This window comes from Paraglaciecola sp. G1-13 (assembly GCF_055809255.1).
The window spans coordinates 2,118,817-2,144,276 of sequence record NZ_CM147903.1; the positions used below are offsets into that span (position 1 = coordinate 2,118,817).

General features: G+C 43.4%; 20 protein-coding genes. 6 read left to right on the plus strand and 14 right to left on the minus strand.

Annotated elements, in window-relative coordinates; genetic code table 11:
* Window positions 1-37: 37 nt before the first annotated feature.
* From AC0L6N_RS08915 to AC0L6N_RS08935, 5 genes are all read right to left on the minus strand, one after another.
* Window positions 38-799, minus strand: coding sequence for a Nif3-like dinuclear metal center hexameric protein (locus AC0L6N_RS08915; protein WP_473480607.1), 762 nt, complete (start codon window positions 797-799; stop codon window positions 38-40).
* Between the two features lie 160 nt (window positions 800-959).
* Window positions 960-2,405 (minus strand): cryptochrome/photolyase family protein, encoded by a 1,446-nt coding sequence (locus AC0L6N_RS08920; protein ID WP_473480609.1) that lies wholly within the window; start codon window positions 2,403-2,405, stop codon window positions 960-962.
* Between the two features lie 223 nt (window positions 2,406-2,628).
* The gene (locus tag AC0L6N_RS08925; protein WP_473480611.1) at window positions 2,629-5,238 is read right to left on the minus strand and encodes a TonB-dependent receptor plug domain-containing protein; all 2,610 of its coding nucleotides are present in this window, start codon (window positions 5,236-5,238) and stop codon (window positions 2,629-2,631) included.
* Window positions 5,239-5,604: 366 nt separating this feature from the next.
* Entirely contained in the window at window positions 5,605-6,639 is a 1,035-nt protein-coding gene (sohB, locus tag AC0L6N_RS08930; protein ID WP_473480613.1) for a protease SohB, read from the minus strand.
* A 95-nt stretch (window positions 6,640-6,734) separates the two neighbouring features.
* On the minus strand, window positions 6,735-9,353 hold the full coding sequence (locus tag AC0L6N_RS08935; protein ID WP_473480615.1) for a VolA/Pla-1 family phospholipase: 2,619 nt from the start codon (window positions 9,351-9,353) through the stop codon (window positions 6,735-6,737).
* 258 nt (window positions 9,354-9,611) lie between these two features.
* Between AC0L6N_RS08935 and AC0L6N_RS08940 the strand changes: the two genes are divergently transcribed.
* Window positions 9,612-10,355, plus strand: coding sequence for a YciK family oxidoreductase (locus AC0L6N_RS08940; protein ID WP_473480617.1), 744 nt, complete (start codon window positions 9,612-9,614; stop codon window positions 10,353-10,355).
* A 111-nt stretch (window positions 10,356-10,466) separates the two neighbouring features.
* Here the strand turns inward: AC0L6N_RS08940 and glnS are convergent, their stop codons facing one another.
* Window positions 10,467-12,143, minus strand: coding sequence for a glutamine--tRNA ligase (gene glnS / locus AC0L6N_RS08945; protein WP_473480619.1), 1,677 nt, complete (start codon window positions 12,141-12,143; stop codon window positions 10,467-10,469).
* A gap of 285 nt (window positions 12,144-12,428) precedes the next feature.
* Here glnS and AC0L6N_RS08950 point away from each other — a divergent pair, with 285 nt between their 5' ends.
* Window positions 12,429-13,448 (plus strand): LacI family DNA-binding transcriptional regulator, encoded by a 1,020-nt coding sequence (locus AC0L6N_RS08950; protein WP_473480621.1) that lies wholly within the window; start codon window positions 12,429-12,431, stop codon window positions 13,446-13,448.
* A 44-nt stretch (window positions 13,449-13,492) separates the two neighbouring features.
* Here the strand turns inward: AC0L6N_RS08950 and AC0L6N_RS08955 are convergent, their stop codons facing one another.
* The 5 genes from AC0L6N_RS08955 to AC0L6N_RS08975 all read right to left on the minus strand — a co-directional run bounded on the left by AC0L6N_RS08955 (window position 13,493) and on the right by AC0L6N_RS08975 (window position 19,844).
* Window positions 13,493-15,223, minus strand: a complete 1,731-nt coding sequence (locus AC0L6N_RS08955; RefSeq protein ID WP_473480624.1) for an alpha-amylase family glycosyl hydrolase — start codon at window positions 15,221-15,223, stop codon at window positions 13,493-13,495.
* A gap of 22 nt (window positions 15,224-15,245) precedes the next feature.
* Entirely contained in the window at window positions 15,246-16,754 is a 1,509-nt protein-coding gene (locus AC0L6N_RS08960) for an MFS transporter (RefSeq protein WP_473480627.1), read from the minus strand.
* 360 nt (window positions 16,755-17,114) lie between these two features.
* On the minus strand, window positions 17,115-18,203 hold the full coding sequence (locus AC0L6N_RS08965) for a GGDEF domain-containing protein (protein WP_473480629.1): 1,089 nt from the start codon (window positions 18,201-18,203) through the stop codon (window positions 17,115-17,117).
* A gap of 212 nt (window positions 18,204-18,415) precedes the next feature.
* Window positions 18,416-18,862 carry an acyl-CoA thioesterase gene (locus AC0L6N_RS08970; RefSeq protein ID WP_473481296.1) on the minus strand — a complete coding sequence of 149 codons (447 nt, stop codon included), beginning with the start codon at window positions 18,860-18,862 and terminating at the stop codon, window positions 18,416-18,418.
* 202 nt (window positions 18,863-19,064) lie between these two features.
* Window positions 19,065-19,844, minus strand: coding sequence for a rhomboid family intramembrane serine protease (locus tag AC0L6N_RS08975; protein ID WP_473480632.1), 780 nt, complete (start codon window positions 19,842-19,844; stop codon window positions 19,065-19,067).
* Between the two features lie 229 nt (window positions 19,845-20,073).
* Between AC0L6N_RS08975 and AC0L6N_RS08980 the strand changes: the two genes are divergently transcribed.
* Genes AC0L6N_RS08980 through AC0L6N_RS08995 form a run of 4 tightly spaced genes read left to right on the plus strand, consistent with a single transcriptional unit; the run spans window position 20,074 to window position 22,401 of the window.
* The gene (locus AC0L6N_RS08980; RefSeq protein WP_473480634.1) at window positions 20,074-20,418 is read left to right on the plus strand and encodes an ArsC family reductase; all 345 of its coding nucleotides are present in this window, start codon (window positions 20,074-20,076) and stop codon (window positions 20,416-20,418) included.
* Complete coding sequence (gene dapE, locus AC0L6N_RS08985) at window positions 20,415-21,545, plus strand: succinyl-diaminopimelate desuccinylase (protein ID WP_473480637.1); 1,131 nt, start codon at window positions 20,415-20,417, stop codon at window positions 21,543-21,545. The genes AC0L6N_RS08980 and dapE overlap by 4 nt, the downstream gene beginning before the upstream one ends.
* A 5-nt stretch (window positions 21,546-21,550) precedes the next feature.
* Complete coding sequence (locus AC0L6N_RS08990; protein ID WP_473481298.1) at window positions 21,551-22,243, plus strand: M15 family metallopeptidase; 693 nt, start codon at window positions 21,551-21,553, stop codon at window positions 22,241-22,243.
* Window positions 22,240-22,401: a DUF2897 family protein gene (locus tag AC0L6N_RS08995; RefSeq protein ID WP_006993362.1), complete on the plus strand. Its 162-nt coding sequence runs from the start codon at window positions 22,240-22,242 to the stop codon at window positions 22,399-22,401. Before AC0L6N_RS08990 ends, AC0L6N_RS08995 begins: the two co-directional genes overlap by 4 nt.
* Before the next feature lie 68 nt (window positions 22,402-22,469).
* Here the strand turns inward: AC0L6N_RS08995 and AC0L6N_RS09000 are convergent, their stop codons facing one another.
* From AC0L6N_RS09000 to AC0L6N_RS09010, 3 genes are all read right to left on the minus strand, one after another.
* The gene (locus AC0L6N_RS09000) at window positions 22,470-22,796 is read right to left on the minus strand and encodes a heavy metal-binding domain-containing protein (RefSeq protein WP_006993363.1); all 327 of its coding nucleotides are present in this window, start codon (window positions 22,794-22,796) and stop codon (window positions 22,470-22,472) included.
* 116 nt (window positions 22,797-22,912) lie between these two features.
* A complete protein-coding gene (astE, locus tag AC0L6N_RS09005; RefSeq protein WP_473480640.1) occupies window positions 22,913-23,965 on the minus strand; it encodes a succinylglutamate desuccinylase in 1,053 nt (350 codons plus the stop codon).
* Window positions 23,966-24,069: 104 nt separating this feature from the next.
* Window positions 24,070-25,392: a putative bifunctional diguanylate cyclase/phosphodiesterase gene (locus AC0L6N_RS09010; protein WP_473480642.1), complete on the minus strand. Its 1,323-nt coding sequence runs from the start codon at window positions 25,390-25,392 to the stop codon at window positions 24,070-24,072.
* Window positions 25,393-25,460 lie beyond the last annotated feature (68 nt).

A 25,460-nucleotide genomic window follows, 5' to 3' on the forward strand; every position in this document is an offset into this window, starting at 1 on the left:
CCGTATTCTCGTTAAAATGTGGTCAATCTATTAGGTGCTAAGCGGGATTGGGTATATCAATAAACTCTGCGTTCAGTTGTGTTTTGGCGTCGAGATACTCAGCTATCGCCTTTGCGCCATAGCGCTCTGTGGCATGGTGCCCAGCGGCATAAAAATGAATATTCATTTCTCTGGCGCTATGGATAGTTTGCTCAGAGACTTCTCCGGTAATAAATGCATCAATGCCCGCACTTGCTACCGCTTCAATGTACCCTTGCCCACCGCCCGTGCACCAGGCAACACTATTAATCAGGTCAGAGTCAGCACCTTCATGTAGCGGTGCGCGCCCTAATACACTGACCAACTTGTCGGATAAGGCTCGCGCCGACATAGCGGGTTCGAGCCGTCCCTGCATAACGATCCCCTCTGGAGACTCAGACAGTAACGGACTGATGTGTGCCATATTCAGCAGTTTTCCTAGTTGAGCGTTGTTGCCCAATACGTCGTGTATATCGAGAGGTAAGTGGTAGGCATATAGGTTGATATCGTTCTTAATTAACGCTGCTATGCGCTTTTTCTTCATCCCACAGATATTTGCCGCTTCACCTTTCCAAAAGAAACCATGATGTACAAAAATCGCATCGGCATTTAATTGTATTGCTTTATCAATGAGTGCTTGTGAAGCAGTCACACCACACACTACTTTTTGAATCTGCGTTTTGCCTTCGACTTGTAATCCGTTTGGACAAAAATCTTGCACTCTTTCGGGCTTTAAAAGTTCATTTAAGTAGCTAAGTAACGCCACATTAGTCATGCTCATAAATCACAAACCTATACAAAATTGCGTTCGACTATGACAGCACTCAATGACTTAGTGAGTCACTGAGTGCTGTACGAATGTGGCGCATTATAGGGTAATTTCCCCAAAGAAACAGTAATCGTAACGGGCTTGAAATACGAAATAATAACAAATACACAGATCACTTTAAGGCGGCTAAAAAGCCTTTAAATTGTTCTTTTGTACGCATAACAGATGCTTTATGCTCAACAATAGGTAATGCATAGCCTATCCGTTGGACGTCACAGTGTTTACTGGGTTCATGTATTTGCTTAGGACTTAAATGTTCAAGTTCAGGCAACCACGTTTTAATAAACTCCCCTTTGGGGTCAAATCGTTCGCTTTGGGTAGTAGGGTTGAAAATTCTAAAGTACGGCGCTGCATCAGTGCCAACCGATGCGCTCCACTGCCAGCCACCATTATTCGAAGCATAATCACCGTCAATCAACTGACTCATGAAATAGTCTTCAGCCCACTTCCAAGGTAATAAAAGGTGCTTACAATAAAAGCTCGCTACTATCATACGTAAACGATTATGCATCCAACCGGTTTCTCGCAACGCGATCATTGCTGCATCGACAATCGGATAACCTGTCTTGCCTGCTTTCCATGCGTCGAAATGGTGTTGGTTACTTTCCCATTTAAAGTGTTGATAATGCTTTTGAAAAGGTAACCCACGGCTGACATGGGGGAAGTGATACATTACGTAGCGATAGAAATCGCGCCAAGCAATTTCTTTTATCCAAGTGTAGGCCCCGTGTTCTGGTGACAAAGCATCATCTCCGTACTCTTGTAATACATGAAATAAACACTGCACTGGACTCAGGGCCCCGATAGACAGGTATGGTGAAATTTTACTGGTACCGTCTACTGACGGAATATCCCGATTTTTTGGGTATACTGGGGAAAATTCGATGATAAATGCATTCAGTTTTTTGGTTATTTTAGCAGCGGTGGTTGGCCAATTGGTCGAAAACTCCTTACTGATTTCTATCTCATTTGCTTTTAATAATGAATCAATTGTGATGCTGTCGTTTGCTGATTGGCTCAGGCCAGTATCACTGGCTTTATGATTATCTGGTACACCGGGTAATTGCTGTAAGGTCGTGTCTAACCAACGCTTAAAATAGGGCGTGAAAACTTTATACGGCTCATTTTTAAGGTTCATTATTTCAGTGGGTTTCACTAAACAAGTGTCATGAAACATGGCGAGGGGGATATCAATCTTTTTAAGAATATTCTTAACAGCCAAGTCACGCTGGCGTTCATCCCATTCATATTCAGCGTTGCAATAAACATGAGTGACGCCATTCTTGGTGCAAATATCCTTGAGGCGATCGGGGATCGCTTGGTAAAGACTCCCCTCAATAACCTGCAATTCTATGTTACGTTCGGCCAACTCTTTATGCAGATTGACTAAACGCTGATATATGAGGGCTACCTTGTGGCTGGACAGATTATAAGTGTCCCATTGCTCCTTGGTGGTAAAGTAAACCGCCGTCACATTATCGTGATTATCAACTGCATAATCTATCGCGCTATTCCACTTACTTCTTAAATCAGTTCTTAACCAAACTAGTGCACTCACGTCCGTCCCTTTCTAATTCAAATTAAACGATTTCTCTAACGGACATACGAAACTTGATCAAAACACGATCACTTCAAATAGCAGAATTCTATTATCGTATAGTACCTACTATATTTTCCATCACATCATAAAAACGATTTGAGTGAAATATGCTCGTAAAAAATGCAAAAAAAAACCTTGTTACGGATTATCGTAACAAGGCTTTTTATAAGCTACTGTATGTCTAGAAGTTATACTTTGCTTTTACGTAGTAGAAACCGCCATTGTAATCGAAAGGTCCACTTTCATAATATTGACCACCTACTGCCGCAAACGAGCTAGCTGGAAGCTCCTGAGCATCATTATCGAACAAGTTGCTAGCACCTGCTGATAAGGTAATTTGGTCGGTTACAAAGTAACTTACTTCTGCGTCAACAGTTGCGCTGCTGCCGGCGTCCTCATTCCAGCCACCTGGTTCAGCATCATCAGCGTGAACGGCGAAGTACTCTCCAAAATAATTAACGCGAATAAAGGCACTAACTGTATCCCAGCTTTGCGATACAGTGAATGTCGCTCTATGGTGAGGAATTCCTTCTTCAAGTAATTTTACTTTGCCTACGCTCGTTGTATCAGGATTGAATTTTTCGACTTCAGTTTCATTCCAGTTGTACGCTAACGAGAACTTGGTATCACCAGATTCAAAGATTGGATGCGTGTAGTTAGCCACTAAATCCAAACCTTGGGTTTTAGTATCAAAGTCATTAGCGAAATACGTAACAGCAGAAATAAGCTCAGGATTTTGTACACCTAGTGTTCTTAGTTCTTCGTAGTCATCTGGGTTTACGTCAATTTTACTAGACTGGGCAATACGATCTTCAACGGTAATGCTGTATAAGTCAGCACTCATGAAGAAGTCCCCACTTTGATAAACCGCACCAATTGCGTAACTTTGAGAGTCTTCAGGAGACAACTCTTTACCGCCATAAAACGCTGACAATGTATCAGTCGGTGGCGCCAAGAAGCTTTGAATCAAATCACCACCAACGATAGACGTTTGTGTATTAACCACATTCGCTTGCCCTACAGTAGGAGCTCTAAAACCAGTGCTGGTTGATGTACGCAAAGAAAGCTCATCAGTGACGGAATACTGGGCCGTCAACTTATAGTTAGTGGTATCGCCAAAGGTCGTAAAGTCCTCGTAACGAACCGCAGCACCGAGCAACAAGTCTTCGGTAATATACGCTTCTACGTCAATATAGGCCGCTACACTGCGACGAGTATTAGTGCCTTGTGCTTCAGGGCCGAACCCTTTAAAACCATGAGAGCCAATGTTGAACCCTTGTGATGCATAATCACCAGCTTTCCAAGAGGCCTCTTCACCCGCAACAATTTCAAATGACTCTTCACGCCATTCAAGACCACCTGCTAAGTTAAGTGAATCAATGCTGTCAACGTCAATTTGCTTAGATAAATCTAAATTGAACATTTTCTCCAACTGGATATATTTACCCGTATCGAACTCAGTTGGGGTATCAAGACCTAGCGAAGGATTAAGGGTATTTGTTAAGTTAAACGATGATTCACTGCGACCGACAGAACCACTCAAATCGAAGAACGCGCCAGATAAGAAACCATTTTTCAATTCGCCTTCAACACCAATAACCAAAGAGGTATCAGTGATGTTTCCGCCGAACGCGGGTGTATAACCACCAGGGAAAATTTGATTCATTGAGAAGCAATTAGGATCGGCAACCATCTGTTGATAGGCAGCGGTATCTAACACATTTCCGTCAACAACCGTTCCGTCAGCTAGCGTCACTTTAGGAATAGCAACTGTTGCACAAGTGCGCTCTGCCCCTGCGGCCTCAGCCACATCACCGACTAATAGCGTTTCGCCTTCATCATTTGAATAGACTTGACCACGGTTGTGGGGGTTTCGGTAGTAAAAGCCGCCGACAATATCACGCTCAGAATAGTTACCGAACATGTAGAATTTCTTGTCATCGCCAAGATCAAGCCCTACGTTACCAAATAGGCTAATGTCGTCGTTGATCTCAGGGTTACCCCAAATTTGTGCAGGATCACCAACAGCAGTATTACCTTGAGCAATTAGATTAGCCGCATCGGGGCGCTGTACACTGCGACTGGTTGCGTCGGCGTTTTTAAGCTGAAAACTCAGGTTAGCGTAACCATCTTTAGTGAACGGTAAACCAACATTACCTTCTACAGTGGTTGTTGCGCCGTCACCTTCGTAGTACTCACCGCGTTTAACCGATAGAGAGCCACCGTCAGCGTCATCCTTTAAAACAAAGTTCATTACACCTGCTATGGCATCAGAGCCATACTGAGCAGCTGCGCCGTCGCGTAATACTTCGACCTGTTTTAACGCTGAACTAGGGATAACTGAAATATCTGGGCCTTGAGCGCCATCATTAATGCCACCACCTTGGAATGCAATAACAGACGCACGATGGCGCCGCTTACCGTTAACTAATACGAGAGTACTGTCTGAAGACAAACCACGTAGGTTAACAGGGCGAATAAGGGTTGCGGCATCAGAAATAGGCTGTGCGCGAGCAGTAAACGACGGAACCGTACTTACTAACATATCAAGCATGTCAGTGGAGGCTGACTTACCGAGCTCATCGCCGCCGATGATATCGATAGGCACTGGAGAATCTGCAACTGAACGAGGTGCTGAGCGGCTCCCTACCACCGCAATTTTTTCTACCTCCGCACTATCGTCTTTTACTTGTTGAGCATAGACAGGGCTTATTGCGGTAACCGCAACAGCTGTCGATGTAGCAATAACGTAGCGAATACTTTTCGTTAATTTGTTTAATGACGTGTTCATTTTATTTCCAACTTTATTTGTTTTTTTAATTATGCATGCCCCTGTTTTATTATTATTTTTCAGTGTGAACTGATAGGCGCTGCACGGTTAATAACTCAGTAGAAACTGTCCGGTTTGCATTGAATTACATATTATTTATAACGATAAAAAGTTGAACTTACAAACAGATTAAATGGTCCAATAGTGTTAGTCGTCACTAACAGTGATTTACACTCTAAAATATTATTTAACAGCGTAATCAAGCAGGCTTTTTGATTTTTGCGATATATTCTATAGATAAAAATTGCACAATGATTTTTCTTAAACAAAAAAATACCGGCATTAAACCGGTATTTTTAAGCAAAAATTAATCATAAGTCTAATTGCCTATTTGGCAATAACTTGGGTCTTACTCAATACCTTAATCAACGATTGCACCACGCCTTTGGTGACTGATATGCCAAATTTTTCAGCTAGATTCTTTTTGACCGAATATTTCACTGAATAAATTTTCTTAACGTTGTTCGCGTCGAGCAAAAAGTCATCAGATGTTTGTATGGTATCAACCAATCCAAGATCTAACGCTTTACTGCCGTACCAATATTCACCCGTAGCGACAGTATCAATCGCCAGCGCAGGTCTGTGCTCTTGCACAAAGCCTTTGAACATTTGATGCACGTCTTCTAATTCATCACGGAATTTTTCACGTCCTTCATCACTGTTTTCGCCAAACATGGTCAACGTGCGTTTGAATTGCCCGGCTGTGTGTTGCTCAAACTCAATATCGTTTTTCTTTAATAATTTATTAAAGTTAGGAATTTGGGCAATAACCCCAATAGAGCCAATAATGGCGAATTTTGCGGCTAACACGTTATCTGCAACACAGGCCATCATATAACCACCACTTGCCGCCACTTTATCAACAGCAACGGTTAACGGTATATCTTTGTCTTTTAGGCGTTGTAATTGCGATGCTGCAAGACCATAGCCATGCACAACCCCGCCACCGCTTTCAAGTCGAACGAGCACTTCATCTTTAGGCTTCGCAATGCAAATGATGGCGGTTACTTCTTCCCTTAAGTTATCGACTTCATGGGCATCCATCGAGCCGTTAAAGTCAATCACATAAAGATTACCCTTTTCATCATCGTCGCCTTTGTTTTTTGCCTCTTTTTTAGCGGCTTTGTCCGCTTTTTTCTGCTCTTTGTTTTTCTTCTTTAACTCGTCTTTGCTGCAAATGAGATGATTAACATTGTCTTTAATGTCATCTAAGCGCTCTGAAATTGAGTCAATTTCAAGGTTTCCCTTGGGTTGCTTCTGTTTACTGATCAACCCTACTACGCCTCCAACGACTAACAATATAGCGATTACTATGGTCACTGCTTTGGCTATAAATAAGCCGTATTCGTACAAAAATTCCAATTCTGTTTACTCCTTAATAACTGACTTAAGCGATATTGGGACTAAATCGCAAAAAAAAGCTAGGCGAGGCCTAGCTTTTGTCTTTCAGTGGAAATTTAGTTCGCCACAACAGACTCATCTGAAATAACAATATCTTTTCCTTCTGAATCGAAGTATTTGGCTGCTTGATTCTGCATCTCTACCGTTGCAGCAACACTCGGGGTTGGCACAAACAAAGATTGGTGCGCCCCAGCCGAGAAATACACAACGCCATTTTGCGTAGTATCACTCTGTTTTGTGGCCGACACTTGCTCTAAGCCCATCACTTTAGATAAGGGAATACCGCCGGATAATGGCAATGAGGTAACAACAGGGTTAACCTGATCTGTCAACGCCGTTGTGCCATCATCATTCACTCCACCACCGACGACAAGTTGCATTAGCGTTGGTGTATTGCCCGCCATTTGTTGAGCATAATTAATGGGGTCACCTGCATCTAATATTGTCTGCGCCGCGAATACAAACTGACTGAAAGTAGCATCAATCTCTGCTTTAGGTGCATCTTCTAATGCACCATAAAATGCGGTAAAGGCAGGGCGAATAGCCGCTTCTGCGGTAAGTCCGTTGGCCGCCGCATATTGGCCTAAAAAGGCGGCAAAGTCTTCTGATGAAGCGGCTAATAAAGAGCCTTTAATCAGTGGCCCAAAGTCAGGTGACTCAAATAAGAAATTTGCCACGCCGCCTGATGGCACGTTTAACACGGCGGTGTCTACATTATACATATCGCTAAAGGGAGCAAAATCCCCCTCGAACGGCGTATTAGCGTTAGCGAGTGTGTTCATACCAGAGATAGAGCCTAAGCTTTGAGAGATGAAATGAACTTTAGATGTATCAACATCCACTATCCCTGAAGCATCATTTATGGCATTCAACGCCAGGCGCAAACCTAGGGTATCAGTCGCGCTTTGACGTAAATTATCACGAGCAGTAATTAAACTTGCAAGGTTCATGTAATCCGTAGGCGAATTGGTAGACGCATTTACGTTCGTTCCATCGGCTAAGGTAAAACCGCGTGCTCCGTGTAATGGGTGATCAATAGCTACCGTTGCAAAGCCCGCAAGAGAAAACGCGGCTGCGACGACCAACGCATTTTCTTTTTGACCAGTAATACCGTGCTGAACGATAATGACTGGCCAGCCAGCTTCAGGTTTCGTCGGTACGTTAATTGCGCCCCCCGTTGCCGCCGATAGCATGGCAATCACTGACTCATCAGGTACGGTAAACTGCACGCCTAACGTTTCAGTACCCGCTTCGTTGAATGGTGTTGACTCATCATCATCATTCGTTCCCTGCGCCATAGGCAAAGGATTAAACTTGGTCAAATTGCGTGGGTCGTCGATACCTAAAGACGATAAATCTAAATCCCGCAATTGCCCTTGAGATGCGACTTGGCACAGCTCATCATTTGGCCCGACAGCCCCAGCTTGGATTAATGAGCCCACTGTTTCAGCGCCCATTAGCTGCATCGTAGCGCCACTGGTACACATTGCGCGCCACCAGTCACCTAACGGATTGGTGGAGCTCAAATAATAAGGTAATTTTACCTCACCTTCGATGCGAGTGGCTGCACAGAAAGGACCGGCTGTTTCAAACGTTTGCGTAGCCACCTCGTTTAAAGCAGAGCTGGTATCCATGATATTCGTTACAAGGCCGGCACAGGTATTTAAACCCACAGCCGTTAGTTGTGCTAACTCGGCTTCAGATAGCAATGCTGGAGCCAAGACGTCAAATGCTTTTGTAATACCCTCAGCCGATACATTCAGTTGTGGTAAGTAATCACGAGCAACGGTTGCTGCCGTTGCAACGTTACCGCCTGTCGCTGCCATCGTCGCGCCAAACGCAGTGGCATAACCGGCAATTTGCAGTTTTTTAACAGAATCCATCACGGTGCCTGCAGAGACCGTAGAAAAATATGCTGCATAAGAAATCGCTTCACGCTCTATACCAGAGGGGATCACCACATCCACCAAACTATTAACTAATGTTTGTAATTGCAGCTGCTCTTCGGTGGCAAGGGGTAAGGTATTAATATCTTGACGTGCGAGCTCCCACGAACTTGAGCCTTTAACGCTCTTACCATCGGTATCAAGCAAAGCATCAGTTACCACCAACATATGGCCTTGGCTAGATGCCAACGGCTTAAGAGGTATAACAGCAATTGAGCCTGAACCTTCATTGGTGTAGGAAGCGACAAAGTCGACTCCATACACCAGTTCTTCACCTAGTTCACAGGGTACCCCTGGTGCTGCGGCTACTGCGGCTATGGCCTGACACGTTGCCGAGGAGCCTTCTAGGGCTTGGGTGGCTTTAAATAGTTTGATGGACGCGCCATTTACACTGCTTGCGTCAATATCAAGTCCAGTAGGTAGGGTTACTCTGATTGAAAATGGATTTTGTGTTGACCATCCATCTAGCGCGCTTAGTGCGTGTTCTGGGTTGCCGCCATCAAATACGGCATCGCCTTCGGTATTTAATGTAAAGTCGAAAAAGTTACCACTTGGTAACATTAACAAATCGTTGGGCAAATTAAGATCGCTGTTTGCAGGGTCAAATACTACCCGGGCGAATGGTTTTTCGACGGGGGTATTGGTCTCTATATCTGCTACGGAGTCTCCATTACAGCCTGTAAGTCCCAGCACAGCTGCGATACTCGCACTAAGCAAAAGTTTATTCATTGTATTTCCCTACCTCTTTATTATTCAATTGGCTTTGCATGTTCTCGGAATCAATTAGACCTATGCACATTTATTATCAGTATAAATAACACGTTAGACCAGTTACTCCCTGACCCATCTTATGTAGTTTGATATTGATTTGCAAAGGTTTGTTAATCACTTGTAACGTAAAACAATCTCGTCTTCCAAGACTAATTCGGTAGGATATTTTCACATCTAAATGATAAAATCAGCAAAATTTACTTGAATTAGACATATATGCTCGATTTTCAACCAATATCTGGTTTATTAGCCTCAAAAACCATTCTCGTTACGGGTGCTGGCGACGGCATAGGTAAAGAAGCAGCCCTACAATTCGCAAAGTACGGCGCTACCGTTATTCTGTTGGGCAGAACAGTGAGTAAGCTCGAAGCGGTATACGATAAAATAGTCGAAAATGGAGGCCCGGAACCGGCCATTATTCCTTTGGACTTACAGGGTGCAACGGCGCAACATTATCGCGATATGGCTAGCACCATTGATGCTCAGTTTCCTAGCCTAGACGGCGTATTGCATAATGCTAGCCTGCTAGGGCATTTAGAGCCTTTGCAGCAGATAAGCGAAGAAGACTGGAACAAAGTCATGCAGGTGAATGTGAATAGCCAATTTTTTATGACACAGGCGTTGATCCCAGTCTTAAAAAAATCAGACAATGCTTCGATTGTTTTTACCACCTCAAGTGTGGGGCTAAAAGGCCGTGCTTACTGGGGCAGCTATGCAATTTCTAAATTTGCGACCCAAGGGATGATGGAAGTCATTGCGGATGAAAATGAGAACACATCAATACGCGCCAATTGCATTAATCCAGGTGGAACACGCACCAATATGCGTGCTCAGGCCTTTCCTGGTGAAGATCCTGAAACCTTGAAAACGCCGGCGGACATCATGCCACTGTACTTGTATTTAATGAGTGACGAAAGCAGGCACGAGACAGGTCAAACCTTTCATGCGCAGCCTAAGTAGCTAACTTTATTGTCCTCGAACTATCTTAGCAATCACAAAGAAAGCCCCTGTTAATCATCATTAACAGGGGCTTTTCTATTTCGCTCGGATAAAAGCGCATGGCTTGGCTAATTAGTCACCTATTTTAGCCCATGTGTCTCGCAAACCGACGGTGCGATTAAAGACCAACTTACTTGTTGTACTGTCTTTATCGAAACAAAAATACCCAGTACGCTCAAACTGAAATGCTTGAATATTTGCTTCATCAATATCAACTTTGGCCAGACTGGGTTCAACCCAACCTTGTTTGACTGTTAATGATTCAGGATTAATACACGCCACAAAATCGTCTTCGGCTGCTGGGTTAGGCACAGTAAAAAGACTGTCATACAGGCGAATTTCAGCGGCAACCGCATGAGCAGCTGACACCCAGTGGATAACCCCTTTTACTTTGCGGCCATCTGCAGGATCTTTTCCTAACGTGTCACCATCGTATTCACAAAATATGGTGGTCACGTTCCCCTGCTCGTCTTTTTCAACACGCTGCGCTTTGATGACATAGGCATTACGTAAACGCACTTCTTTACCTAGTACCAAGCGTTTAAATTTCTTATTGGCTTCTTCTCTGAAGTCTTCAGCTTCAATATAAATTTCCCGTGCGAAGGGCACTTCGCGACTGCCCAATTCGGGGCGGTTGGGATGATTAGGCGCCGCAAGTAATTCAACACCATCCTGTGGATAGTTTTCTATCACTATTTTAACTGGCTCGAGCACGGCCATAGCGCGCGGAGCATTTTCATTCAGTTCGTCTCGCAGAGGGGCCTCTAGCATGCTCATTTCAACCATGTTATCCATTTTGGTCACGCCAATACGTTTACAAAATTCACGAATCGAAGCAGCAGTAAAGCCTCGGCGACGAAGACCCGCAATGGTAGGCATACGCGGGTCATCCCAACCACTCACAAATTCTTCATCCACTAATTGGATGAGCTTGCGCTTACTAAGCACTGTGTATTCAAGGTTGAGCCGAGAAAATTCATATTGGCGCGGTACCACATCAATAGTGACGTTTGCTAACACCCAGTCATATAATCGACGGTTGTCTTGAAATTCCAACGTGCACAATGAATGGGTTATGCCTTCAATCGCATCAGAAATGCAATGGGTAAAATCGTACATAGGATATATGCACCACTTATCGCCAGTCTGATGGTGATGCGCAAACTTAACGCGATACAACGCTGGGTCGCGCATACACATGAACGGCGATGACATATCGATTTTAGCCCGCAGCAAACACTCGCCTTCTTTATATTCTCCGTTGCGCATTTTCGCAAACTGAGCAATATTTTCTTCGATTGACGTATCACGATAAGGGCTATTGGTACCTGGAGTTGTCAAAGTACCACGCATTTCTCGTACTTGTTCTTGGTTCGAAAAGTCCACATAGGCTAAGCCTTTCTCTATTAGCTCAACGGCATAGGCGTGCAGTTGATCAAAATAGTTAGACGAGTATCGTGCCTCACCCTGCCATTCAAAACCTAGCCAGGTTACGTCATTTTTAATCGCATTAACGTAATCAATGTCTTCTTTATCAGGGTTGGTGTCATCAAACCGTAAGTTGCACTGACCTTGGTAATCCTGCGCAATGCCAAAGTTTAAACAGATAGACTTAGCATGACCTATATGCAAATAACCATTTGGCTCAGGTGGGAAACGCGTATGAATCTGCTTATGCAAACCTGATTGCAGATCTTTATCGATGATTTGACGAATGAAATTGGTCGGACGACTCTCGGTCTCGGCCATTAATACTTACCCCTAACACTTATACGTAGAAAACAGCGGATATTATACCAGTATTCAGCCCCCGAAAAGTTCTTTTATTGCCAATTTTAACGATCTATCCGTCTTATCACTTTCGACCTTTGGGCTTTTTAAATACTGAAAATCAGTTACTTAAGTTTCAGTAGCTTTAAGTGAGGCAAACGTAACATCTTTTGATAAAATGAGGGATTTCAATGGCAGGCTAGTGTATAAACCTTAATAACAAAGGGTCTATCGTACTAATTTTGTAGAATAAGGTTTGAAGTAATGAAAGCAAAAGCAACATCGTTTGATATCGCTCATCAAGCTGGTGTATCGCAGTCGACCGTTTCCCGTGCTCTTCGTGATAGTCCATTGGTCAATAAAGAAACCCGTGAAAAAGTGCAAGCTATAGCCCTAGAGCTTAATTATAAAGTCGATAAAAATGCCAGTAACTTGAGGCGCCAACACAGTAAAACCCTAGCGCTTTTATTGTTTGAAGACCCAACCTCTGATAACTCGCTGATAAACCCATTTTTTTTATCTATGCTTGGCAGCATCACACGCGCATCGGCAAAAGCTGGTTATGATTTACTTATTTCATTTCAAAATCTTAGTGATGATTGGCATGCGGAATATGAAGATTCTAATAAAGCTGATGGCATCATCTTACTAGGCTACGGTGACTACACCGAATACCGCACGAAGCTGAGCCAATTAGAGGCACAAAACACACACTTTGTACGCTGGGGAGCATTAGACGATGAACACCCCGGTGTGTCCATTGGTTGTGATAATTTTCAAGGTGGCTTTGATGTGACTCAACATTTGCTCGGCTTGGGTCGTCATCAATTCGCGTTTATCGGCGGAGCAGACACCCGCGCCCCTGAATTTTTTGCGCGCTACCAAGGTTATCAAAAGGCGCTGACACTGGCAGACGTCGCTCAAAGCGCAGTGCAACAAGACGCTATTTCGACTGAAGATTCAGGGTACAGTGCGACACTTGCACTACTCAAACAGCATCCTGATATCGACGCGATTGTATGTGCTAGCGATCTTATTGCGATTGGGGTGTTAAGAGCATTAAGAGATAGCAATATACCTATCCCTCACCAAATCGCCGTCGTAGGTTTTGACAATGTCCCTGTGGCCGGTTTTGCGACACCTGCCTTGACTACCGTCAAGCAAGACACCATTTTAGCGGGCGAGATATTAGTCGACAGCTTACTTAAATTAATCGAAGGTGAAAAAGTTGAGCATTACTTAATGCCCGTTGACTTAGTTATTCGCCAGTCAAGCGGCGCCTAGCAAACCATAGTTGCCAGCGCCGTTGAAATGGCTGCTAATACGGATCATTTAAACGCCATTAATCGCGCTAATTCCGCGTTGAGGGACTCGTTCATGACTTTTGCGTCTCTGACCCACACATGAACACTGTGACCTGGTACCTCAGCGACTAACGATTCTCCTTGCTCGATAACTTGCGTATCTTGCTTAAAGCGCATTTCAGTCCAGGTGCCTGCATCCAAATACTTAGAAATAGTAAAACGATGTGTCTCATCGCTCTTGTTCAACAATATAAGCGCCGTTTGAGCGATATCACCTTTTTGTATAACCCGATAAAACGCTGCGAAATCGCCTTTGAACTCAAGGTTGACCTGCAAACCATTTTGTAGCGCAGGCGTGCTTTTGCGCACATTAGCAATTCCAGTGAGGGCATTGTGGATTGGATGGGTTTTGGCCAAATCAATATTGGCTTGGCCAAGGTAATTACGGTTACCTTGATGCTCCGCCTTACCTCGCATAAAGCCAATTTCAGACCCTTGATAAACGACTGGGATCCCGCGACTGGTAAACAACCAATTATTCGCGTCAATAAAACCCGTATCGCTGGCGTTCATTCTTGGCATATCGTGATTGTCGTAAAACGTGGTTAACTCGTAGGGATTCGCATAGGGCCCATGAGTCAAATGTAGATAAGGCAACAAGTCGGAAAAATCACTACTTGATGATTCAAAAACATCTGTAATGGCTTTTTGGCCCGGAAAGTCTAAAACACTTATCCCGCCGTTTTTAGGCAAGGTATGTTGAGCTATAAAGTTGGCATTGTAATCATAACTTTCAGCAAACATAAAAAAATCAGGGTGCAATGCCCTAACCCGAGCAGCCATTTCCTGCCAAAAATGATGTGGCACGTGTTTTATGGTATCGATTCTAAATGCATCTGCCCCCTGCTCTATCCAATATAAATAGGCGTTAATTAAGTAGTCGCGTAATTGTGCATTATCTTCATTCAGGTTAGATAGCTGCATAATATCCGGTTCAGTGTGATAAAACTGATGCAAAGGATTATTTGGATCGAGCTTCTCCGGCGGTACGTTGTGATGATCCGCCACAAGCTGATCGTTTTCATCATACAGTTTACCAAATTTTTCTTGCTCAACCGGCATAGTAAAAGAAGGTGAGCCATGATTGGCGACCACATCAAACACCGTTTTCAAACCATGTTGTTCACGCATACTGCTGGTATATTTTTTATAATCAAGATCGCTAGAAGGATAATGTTCGTCGATTTTATAAAAATTTGAGGCCCAATAGCCGTGGTAAGCGGATTTACCACCGTCCTTAAATGCGCCTTTGAAGCCTATGGCTTCGCCGCCTGAAAATTGCTGGTCAGGGTTATCCACTACAGGTGTTAACCAAACTGCGGTAAACCCCATATCGCTGATATATCGTCCGTTATCAAGCACACCGCGTAAGTCCCCCCCCAAATAACCCACATTAGCTGTTTCACCGTTTTCACCGTATAAGGGCAAATTGAAACTAGGCAGATTACCACCTTGTTCAGGGTAGTTATTTGCCTTATCGCCATCAACAAATCTGTCTGTCATAACAAAGTACACCGCTTCTTTTACAAACGGATTATCGGTGCCATAAAACTCCTGAGTTGTGCTGTTAGCTGACTCTGTGACATGACTGTTATTGGTAGGAGCACAACCAGCCATAGCAAGCACAACTGATATGGTAAGTGTACGCAGGCAATATTGCGCAGTATTGGATGAAGACGGACATGTAATTTTCATAAATAAAATGGTCTCGTATTGCTTATTGAGGAATTTTCACACGTAACGTCATCACGCCCGCTATCAACATGCTACAACCGCCTATCACAAGCGCGAATATAGGCTGATTATCGAACACCTTAGTGATCAAAAAACCTAAGATACTGGCAGCAAGGATTTGTGGAATCACAATAAAGAAATTAAAAATTCCCATGTATACCCCCATTTTGTTGCTGGGTAACACGTTGGCTAAGATGGCGTAAGGTACTGAAAGAATCGACGCCCAAGCAAATCCGACACCGACCATTGCTAAGACAAGCCAAGCAGGGTCGCGAATAAACCAAAAGGAAATAAAGCCAATGCCTCCCAACGATAGATTGATTAAATGTGCATATTGCAAATTGAGTTTACGAACGACAAAAGGAATGACAATAGCAGCGAAAATAGACACGCCATTATAGGTCGCCATCAGGATTGACACCCAATCGGCACCTTCATTGTACGCAATTGAGCTGGTATCTCGACTGGCATAATGATGAGATGTGACGGCTGAATTGGTATAAATCCACATCGCGAACAAAGGAAACCATGAGAAAAACTGCACTACTGCCAACTGACGCATGGCTTGCGGCATAGCAAATAGATCGCCAAGGACTTGCGCGAAACCATTTTTGGTGCGTTTTTGGTGCACCATAGAGGCACCAACTAACTGACAGATGCCAAAAACAATCAGCCCGCCGGCCAAAATATATAAATTTTTATCAAGTTGGTCGATGTTGAGGTAAATCAGTACAAGTAAGGCTAACCCAATAATACAAAAAAGACTGCCTCCCTTAATGTACTGCCCTGCTGTTCTAGTGTGCGTAATAGCGAGAGATTGTTTGTCTTTCTCCGCTTGAGCAGCATCAAACGCAGCTAATTGCTCTGGGGAGTACTCTTTGGTTGAAATGACCGTCCATAGAACCGCAAACAGGAAGATACTACCGCCAGCATAAAACGAGAATTTAACAGAATCAGCAACGGTGCCAGGTGCAGCAATATTCGAAACATCAAACCAGTTCGTCATCATCCAAGGCAAAGCAGACGCCACCACAGCACCAACACCAATAAAGAAGGTTTGCATGGCATAGCCGCTGGCACGTTGTTTAGGGGGCAACATATCACCCACGAACGCACGAAACGGTTCCATTGAAACATTAATTGAGGCGTCCATGATCCACAGCATACCTGCAGCAAACCACAAAGTAGGTGAATTTGGCATTATGAACAACGCACCACTTGCGGCAATAGCGCCCCAAAGAAAATACGGTCGTCTTCTGCCTAAACGATTCCAAGTATTGTCACTCAAATAGCCAATAATCGGCTGAACCACTAAGCCAGTAATAGGCGCGGCTACCCACAAGACCGCCAAATTACTGTAATCAGCACCAAGGGACTCAAATATTCGACTGACATTAGAATTTTGCAAGGCAAAACCAAATTGAATACCGAGGAAGCCAAAGCACATGTTCCAAATCTGCCAAAAGCTTAATTGTGGTTTAGTTTGCTGCATGAAGGGGTCTCTTATTTATTATTGTGTATCGACAAAGTGCTTACATTAGCTACAGCTACTGATGAAATTGATTGCTGTAGCATCTTGTACATTAACATCAGGTAGCCACGAATTTGGCGTAGTGAGGTATGTAAACAAGCACGTCAATTATATGATGAGTTAGATTATCCTTTGTAACAATATCTAAACAAGTGCTTGCATACGTATTCAGATAACAACAGGTACTGATGCAGGATTCTGAAACGTTAGTTTTGCAACGTTAATACAAGAGGGGGTTAGATGACAATGCACGGACTTGGGGAGTCATGTACCTAACCAAGGACCGAATAAGCATTATCCTTGGCCTTGTTTGATGTTAACTCAAAGTACTATTTTGTAACCCGCTTGTTTTTTAGCAAGATACATTTTCTGGTCCGCTAAATGGATCAACTGTTTAACACTGACAAATTCCGATGCTCCTGTTTCAGCGATCCCCATACTAAACGAATAAGTCGGGTAACGGGATTGAAAAGTAGCGATCAGTTTTTCACATACTTTCTGCGCTTCAAGTGCATTACACTCCAGTAACACGACACAAAACTCATCACCACCGTAACGGCATGCTATGTCTGTTTGACGCACGCACTGGCGCAGTGTTTGACCGATTTCTTTAAGCACTTCATCTCCTTTTAAGTGCCCTTCGGTGTCATTTATACGCTTGAAGTGGTCAACATCAAAATACACTAACGACAACTTTGTGTGCCGACGCTTCGCTAATGCGAGCTCTTTATCGAGCATTTCTTGCATCGCACTGATGTTGTATATTTTAGTCAGCGGGTCCAATCGCACCTGCTCCATCAAATCTTTTGTGCGCTGGGCAATTCTAGCTTCAATATTTTTGCGTAATTCGTTGTGTTCTTTTCGCAGTTCCTCGATATCAGCGTGTAAATGTGCCACGTTAATGTCAACACACAACTCAAGGTCGAACTGCAGTAATTGGCGAATGGCCAAGCTAATTGGCTCTTTTATAGAACTCAAATCCGGTATCTTCTCAATATGTTGGAGTAATACATGGCGCAAAGTATCGATAAACTGAATGAAGGTTAACGCTGGTACACCAATATTTTTATAATGTACAATTAACACGATACGGTTACTGATGTACTGCTCGTCATACTCATTATTGACCAATAACTCCTTGATATAGGCCTTAAGAAGATATCGCAAATCTGTAGAGAGATTGAACTCATCAGTCTGCAACGCCACATCTGCCATCTCTGGGTGTGACGCATAGATCTCATCAATAATCGCAGGAAGTTGTTTTTCAAGAGGGGAAAGGCATTGATTCAACGCCTTAAGATTAATATTGGGTTGATTGACTAAAGCGGACAAACGTTCCACGGTTAAACTTGATCGAATGCGCAAAGCGTCAAACAACGCAGTGTCACTTTTCCTATTCTGAGGCACCATTACAAACCCTTTATTATGATTATTATTTTTAGGTTATTTATTGTTATCACGCCATAGCGCATTCATTGTTCTGGGTTCAAATATTAACCTAACCAAGAACTTACCAGCCTCTTATGCTTGTGCTTAGCAGCAACTGATGTAGTAACACTATAAAAGTATATCGACTAACTGAGTATGCTACTAAAGTATAATCTAGAAGAAAAAGAGCGAAACTACGCTCCTTGAATCTCACCTGCGTGGTTAATAGCAGGCAATTGTTTTTGATGTAATAGCCCACTGCGTAAGCTTTGCGGAACAGCCTTTTTGATATACGTAGTCGCATCAACGCAAACATAGGTAATTTGTGCATTGGCGATTGCTCTACCACTACTTTGATGCACTAGGTTTACTTCGCAGGTAAAAGACGTATTCCCGACCTTCATGACACTCACAGAGGCTGCAATAACATCATCAAAGCGCGCTGAAGATTGCCAACTAATATTGAGGTTTACCACTTGGGTTTCGTACCCTTGGCTTAATAGATTGTCGAAACCACCATAAAATGCTCGAAAAAATTCGGTCATTGTGATGTCAACATAGTCTGCGTAGCGTGCATTAAATACTACGCTTTGTGCATCACACTCACCGTAACGGACGCGAAAATAGTAGTTAAATTCCATATCTTTTGATCTCACTTGTTTGGGGTTACTTGGCATATGCACAGATTTTTATCTTACGTGCTTCAAGAAAAGACCACGAATTAAAACAATGAGTAACTATCTATTTAGCTGATTGATTGGAATGTCATTTGCGTTAACTTTATGCGCAAAAAAGTGCGTCAACAGCTACGCGTAACCGTGGAAACCCTTAATAAGTGTAGAGTTACTCTTTACGCGTCATAATTATTGAATGAGATGAAGTTCTCTTTTCTACCTTTTCTCCACCTTTATCTAAAGCAGTGTTCAAGTCATCATTTTTTAAGTTGCTGAGGTTTTCACTTGGATCACTTGAATCACTTGAATTAACCGCAACACGCCATTCATCTTTGATGATAGGGTCTTCTTCATCAGTGCTGTGCTCCCATGGATAACGCTTCACGGCAGGTTTAGGGTCTAATCTATTCCAAAGTAGACCTGCAAAAGCACCGGCTAATCCACCAAATAAATGATATTCGAACGAGATGACAGGCTCACGGGGAAAGATGCTCATGGTCATTCCGCCATACATAAAAAATGCGATCATCATAATAGCGACCGACGATTTATCACGACGTAAAATCCCAACCACTAAAAGATAAAAAAATATGCCGTGGGTCACCCCGCTTGCGCCTAAATGATAAGCATCACGCGCGAAGAACCATACACCAACTCCTGACAGCAACCACACGCTGATAAGCACCCGAGTGCGTGTTTTAGGGTATCCATAAAAAAGCGCCGTGAGTAACACTAACAAGGGTAGGCTGTTGCTAAAAATATGTTCCAACGAACCGTGAATGAGGGGCGCTGTGATGATCCCAAGGCTTCCGTTAAGTGTCTGGGGATAAACTGCAAACATGTGCATATCAATCGAGAATAGTATTTCAGCTGATTTTATACACCATAGAGTCAATACAAATGCAGTACTGGCTAAAATGCTATTGGACAAGCGCTTTGAAAAGTTCATCGTTTTAATGTGTGGTATAAAACTAAAATTAAAAGGCTCGCCCAAACTTATATTATGAATTATTTGTGTGAACAGCTTTCTCTACGGCATATCAAAATACACTGAAAGCACGTGTAATGGTGCTTGCTATTAATCAATTCACGCCAATTGTCTGTTTCCTCTTTACCCTACCCGCACAGTCTCGCTATAGTGAGCGGCTAGTTAATTAATGCGGGTAACGAGTAATTTCATGACGAAAATGTACGGTATCAAGAACTGCGACACGATAAAAAAAGCACGTAAATGGCTAACTGCGAACGAAATAGAATACACATTTCATGATTATAGAGTTGACGGTATCGAGCCAAAATGGCTTGAAGAAGTTGAAGCCATCGTTGGCTGGGAAACCCTACTAAACAAACGCGGTACAACGTTTAGACAATTGACTGACGAACAGAAAGAGAACCTAAATCGAGAAACTGCTTTAGCGTTAATGCATGAAGCACCGGCCATGATAAAGCGTCCATTACTTATTCATCAAGATCATCACGTAGTCGGATTTAAAGACGCCCAATACCTAGAGATATTCAAATGAGTTGTGAAGTACTTGCGTTAACAGAAGAATTAATCAATCGACAGTCAGTCACACCTGAAGATGCCGGTTGTCAGCAATTAATGGCTGAGTATCTGGCCCCGTTAGGATTTGATATTGAATCTATGGTGTTTGACGATACAACCAACATGTGGGCCCGAAAAGGCACAGGCGGACCCGTATTTTGTTTTGCTGGGCACACAGATGTTGTGCCCAGCGGCCCTGCTGAAAAGTGGACATTTCCACCCTTTACCGCCACCCAGCATGAAGGTCAGTTGTACGGCCGTGGTGCGGCGGACATGAAGGGCAGCCTAGCGGCGATGCTTGTTGCCACTAAAGCGTTTGTGACCAAGCATCCTGAACATTCAGGTTCGATCGCATTTTTAATTACCAGCGACGAAGAGGGTCCATTTATTAATGGCACTACTCGCGTAATTGATACCCTAGAAGCTCGCAATGAAAAAATGACATGGTGCCTCGTTGGCGAGCCTTCCAGTACTACGCTGATTGGTGATGTCGTTAAAAATGGTCGCCGGGGTTCACTCACCGGTGATATCACAGTGAAAGGCGTGCAGGGTCACGTTGCATACCCTCACTTAGCTAAAAATCCAATTCACTTGTCGGCACCCGCTTTTGCTGAGTTAGCGCAAACCCATTGGGACAGTGGAAATGCCTCCTTCCCACCTACTAGCTTCCAAGTCTCTAACATCAATTCAGGCACAGGCGCCGGTAATGTTATCCCTGGTGACTTATCGGCATGTTTTAACTTTCGCTTTTCAACAGAAGTCACCGACAAGCAACTTATTGAGCGCGTAACGACGATACTCGATAAATACGATTTCGACTACCACATCGACTGGACATTCAATGGGCAACCTTTCTTGACCGATTCTGGAAAGTTAGTTGAAGCCACACAAAGCGCGATAAAGGACGTAACGGACCGGGAAACAGAACTTTCTACGGCCGGCGGCACATCCGATGGGCGCTTTATCGCTCCAACTGGCGCGCAAGTCATTGAATTGGGGCCCGTCAACGCAACTATTCATAAAATTGATGAAAATGTGAATATTAACGATCTTGCACAACTTGCGAAAATATATGAAGGGATTTTGCAAAGGCTATTGGCTTGATAAATGTGGAGCATGCCTTAGGTCTTGATGCCTCACATTTGTGTGAGGCACAAGATGGCCATCGCCTTGAAGTTAACACTTTCTCTGCCTTTAGCGCCATGCAGCGAAGTGCAGCAAAAGACAATATTTACATCAATATCGCCAGCGGTTATCGCGACTTTGCCCGGCAAAAATTGATTTGGGACAATAAATGGCGGGGATTACGCCCCCTGTATTCCAAGACCGGTGAACCATTAGATGCAACCACTCTGACCTCTGAACAAAAGCTACACGCCATTCTCACTTGGTCAGCATTGCCAGGGGCAAGCCGTCATCATTGGGGCACCGATCTCGATGTATATGACAAGTACGCCATGGCTCAAGCCGGTCAAACGTTACAACTTATCCCGCAAGAATACAGCGAGGGTGGTCCCTGTTCTGCACTGAATAAATGGTTAGTAACGCATGCGGCTGATTTTGATTTTTACATGCCTTATCAGAATTTTACCGGTGGGGTCTCCGTGGAGCCTTGGCATTTAAGTTACCGTCCTGTGGCTGAAAGCATGCTTAGCCTGCTGACATTACCAACTCTTCAAGCACTGCTCGATAAACAAGATATCCAAGGCAAAGCTGAGGTGTTAAATCGATTGCCGATGATCTATCACAGGTACATACTAAACAAAGGAATATCAGATCGTGAGCATCAGGAGGTTAAATGAATATTTGGATAGTCGTTGCCATCATTGTGGTCGTATTGGGTTTTATCATTGGCAATATATTGCTATTACAACAAAGTGCAAATGAGAAACTGCCTAAACCAACGAAAGACAATAATAAAAATTTTGATGACGAAGACGATGATTGGGGTAAAAAGTGATAGCCTAAGTACGTCAGTCGTATTGGACCTTAAGCAACTTCCAACACAAGTTGCTTAAGAACACAGAACTAAAGGTCGCTGCAGCTCACCGCCGTGCCGCTGATGCTGACCATCAACATACTACCGCCCTTGCCTACCACTTCGTAATCAATATCAATGCCTACCACAGCATTAGCGCCCATAGAGCGCGCCTCAGCTTCAAGCTCACGAAATCCTATTTGTCGAGCGTTTGTTAGTTCATCTTCATAAGCACCGGAGCGCCCACCAACAACATCACGAATGGCGGCGAATATATCGCGAAACACATTGGCCCCCATCACAGCTTCCCCTACAACTATTCCGCAATAACGTTCGATTTTTTTGCCTTCAATACTGGGGGTAGTAGTCATAATCATTATATTGTCCCTTGTTAATCCATTTGACCTATTGAACGTTAGCAAAATTTTTTCTATTAACTTACTGAAATTACGTTCGTATTTGTAACAAATACAATCTTATTGAGGTGCACCTATCAATCGAGCGTAGTGGGGATTACGGTTAAAATCGCACGCTGGCCAATTGCCACGTTTGCGTTAGGGAAAACAACCGCTTCACCGTCAAACTCAGCGCGGTATTCATTGCCTGTTTCATGCGCCAATAAGGTGCCCTTGGGAAAGTCACTAAAGTTCGGTAAATCGTCTGAAAAGTCCAACTCAAAGTCTTCTGCATGCTTATTGATCACCTGATTTACTTGGTAAATCAACACATCTTGATCATTAAACGATTTCAGGTTCAATGGTTGACCGCAAATAAAGCGTTTCAAGGTGTCGTTAACCTGGGTGAAACGAGACATATCATTTTGACCGAACGCTTGTACCTTCCCTAGTTCCACCGTAAAGGCATGGGCCCCAAATTGACGACTGGAATAATAGCTGAAAGTCGTTGTAGGGCTACCAGAGAGTAGAAAGGTATCGATGCCGCAAGCAAGCAAGAAACTAATTTGTTCTTTGTCGTGCTTCTCGCCATGTAAAAAGGGATACACAGCAAACTTTTCATTTTTCGATGGGCGGATAGCCGTATGGAGATCGTAATGATAGCGCGACTCTTCACCGTGCCCTGATCCGTAAAACTCAGCGACCGCCTCTTCTATTTCTTTCGCGCGAGCACATTCGTAGCTGTTTTGATCGACCGACTCACTTGCATGAGCATGACTGAACAAGCGATTTAGGTTTTCATCTACAAAGCGGGTGGCTCTATCCATTGCTGGCAAGTTACCAAAAATGAACAATATCCGATGAGCAACACGTATTTTACCCGTCAAAATATCTATGACATATTGGTCACATATTTCAATAGGGGCTGTCTCATTGCCGTGGATCCCGCTCGATAGCACAATGGCTTTGTCACTCTTTATTTTGGGTGAAAATGAAATAATACCAGGGGAGATAATACTGACCTGCGTGTGCTCATAAAGTGTGAAAGAAATAGGGTTTTGTACTAATTCGCCAGAGCGACGCGATAGCGTTAAAAACTGTCCCTGCTGTTGTAAATGACTAATGAGTTTATGCGTATTAACAGTTTGCATACGTTACCTTTGCGCTTTAATTTTGACTGGCCGACAATGATGTTTACAGTGTAAAAAATATTCTTTTGGCGTCCAAAGAAGAGTGTTATCTGGAATGCCAATGGCTAGGCACTATCAAGACGACTTAACCGTGCATGGGAATCTCCTACGATGAAGTCTTGTTGAGTTAATCCGATAAATTCCTGCAATGGCACTGCCCGTGAAAATAGAAAGCCCTGCCCCTCAGCTACACCTATTTCACGCAGCACATGTAGCTGGTGAATATTTTCGATACCCTCTGCGACTAATTCGCAATTGGCTGCGGTTGCGATCAATTTAGAGGCTTCTATTACTGCACGATTAATAGGATTTTCAGCTAATTCCATCACAAACGTTTTATCGACTTTTATAGTATCAAGTTCAATATTACGCATATACGCTAAATTCGAATAGCCCTTACCAAAATCATCAATCGCAACAGATACCCCCAGCGCTCGTATACGCGTCAACTGAGAGGTTACAACAAACGAATTTGATAACGCCACGTCTTCCGTTAGCTCAATCTCAATCTGACTTAAGTTGACCGCGTATATAAGCGCAAAGTCAGCAAGCTGGTCGACAAAGTTTGGATCGTACAACTGGGTTGGTGACATATTCACCGAAAGCTTCAGATGTATATTGGCCTTACTCAGTTCTTTTGCCCCTTTAAAGGCGGCTTCCAAAACCCAGTAGCCCATCTCGTTCATCATATTGTATGACTCAGCAGCTTCAATTAACGCGCCGGGAAATAACACACCATCTAGCGGATGATTCCAGCGTAACAAGCATTCGGCGCCAACAATTTGTAATGTGCGCAGGTTCACCTTAGGTTGGTAATATATCTCAAGTTCATCTCTTGACAATGCGCGTTTCAAATCAGCTTTTAATGTTATCGAACGGCTATTATTTGGCTTATCGTTAAGGCTCATATAACAAAAATTATCGTAGCGATTTTGTTTAGCTTGCTTTAGTGCTGCTTCAACTCGGGTAAAAAATTGACTAGCCGCGATGGCGGATTCTTCGTTAGAGACCGCACCCACGTTAAAATCAGCAATAAATGAATGATCACCTACCCCAATTGGGGTTTTAAAATGTTCAATTAGGTGAATATAAAAGCGTTGAAGTTGGACTTGGCTGAATTTACCTGGAATGACTAAACCGAAAATGTCGCCACTGATACGCCCTAAGTGAGCGCCATGGCCATCAAACAAATAGCAAATTCTATTGGCAATGTTGAGCAACAACTCGTCACCTAATTCATAACCAAAGCTGCTACTGACGTCTGAAAAGCGTACCACATCAATCAAAAGCATCGAATGATGAGGATGGCTTTTTAGCATATCGTCTATTTGTCTTAGGAAGACGTGACGATTCGGTATTGTTCGCAATGAATCATGAACAGGCTTCATGCAAATAGATAAACCCCAAATACTTCTGACACTGTGTGTCTATTTTGATTAGGAAAAACAAGGCGCTA